The sequence below is a fragment of the Haloferax sp. s1 genome (genome assembly GCF_058382125.1).
Genome location: NZ_JBZRPK010000112.1, coordinates 1 through 1,139, shown reverse-complemented (window position 1 = coordinate 1,139; position 1,139 = coordinate 1). Strand labels below are relative to the sequence as shown.

General features: G+C 55.0%; 2 protein-coding genes. One reads left to right on the top strand and one right to left on the bottom strand.

What is annotated here, in order from left to right:
* A partial coding sequence (locus tag QT222_RS00780; protein WP_491475988.1) for a DUF5783 family protein occupies positions 1-274 on the bottom strand: 274 nt, incomplete at its 3' end.
* Positions 275-526: 252 nt separating this feature from the next.
* On the opposite strand from QT222_RS00780, the gene QT222_RS00775 reads away from it, so the two are divergent.
* Positions 527-1,003, top strand: coding sequence for a DoxX family protein (locus tag QT222_RS00775; RefSeq protein ID WP_081603717.1), 477 nt, complete (start codon positions 527-529; stop codon positions 1,001-1,003).
* Positions 1,004-1,139 lie beyond the last annotated feature (136 nt).

The window sequence follows — 1,139 nt, the reverse complement described above, 5'->3', positions numbered from 1 at the left end:
CGTCGAGATACCGTTCGAGAACGGATTCGAGCTCGTCGTCGTCGATTTCGACGGCCGTAAGTCGTTCCGACGGATTCTCGGGGAGTTCGACGGTGAAGTCGCCGTCTTCGTAGAACGGCTCGGACTCGTTCAGAATCTGCTGGTCGATACCGTGGATGAGCGTCGAGTCGAACTCGTCGTTCATCGTCTCGAAGGCGTTCTTGTACGCGCGCTGGAGTTCGGGGAAGTAGTTGGCGTACTTGTCCTCGAACTTCTCCGGGTCGAAATCGGCCATACTCGGTGATTTCCCGTTGCCAGCAAAAAATCGGACGATTGGCCGGCGAGCCCTCCGCTCTCGGAGACCGCGTCTGATTGCGTCTTCTCTCGCCCGAGCCGATACTTATACTCTCGTTGCCACATATTATATGGTTTGTTAACTGAATATGGTAATGCAATGGAATTAAAATCCAAAAGAAAGTACAAAATAAAATACAAACTAGGTTACAAAACGCAAAACCGTCCAATGTGTGAGGTGAGGTGATTCGCCGTGTCTCGTCAGTCTCCAACTGAGACGGCCGCGCAGTGGGGTCCTGTGCTCCTTCGGCTCGCATTGGCTATACCCATGATTGTCTCTGGCGCTGGCAAAGTCCTCGCAGTCGGGCCAAAATCAATGGGAATCTCGAGTTTCGCGGGGTTCTTGGCGAGCCTCGGTGTTCCACTCCCCGCCGTTGCGGCGTGGGGTGTCGGTCTCGTCGAACTCGTCGGTGGATTCCTGTTGTTGGTTGGGTTGTTCGTTCGTATCACGGGTTCGTTGATTGCCATCATCATGTTCGTTGCGATGGTGGCAGTCCATCTCCCGAACGGATATCCCTCCTCTAGCGGCGGCATCGAATACACGCTCACGCTGGTCCTGCTCGCGCTCGCAGTCGTGTTGAGCGGACCGGGAGCGCTCTCACTCGAGCGCGCTCTCTTCGACGAAGAAGTACTCACATCTGGTACTGGGCGGTCGATGCGGGCGGACTGACCAGCGTCAGTCAGTCTTCCTGTGTAGATATTTTGGAAACCTCAACGACTCCGGTGAGCATCGGCTGTCCCCCGAACTGTCAACAACCTCGGAGGATGGAAGTGTTGCGTGTCTTATTTCCATGGTATTTGGGAGT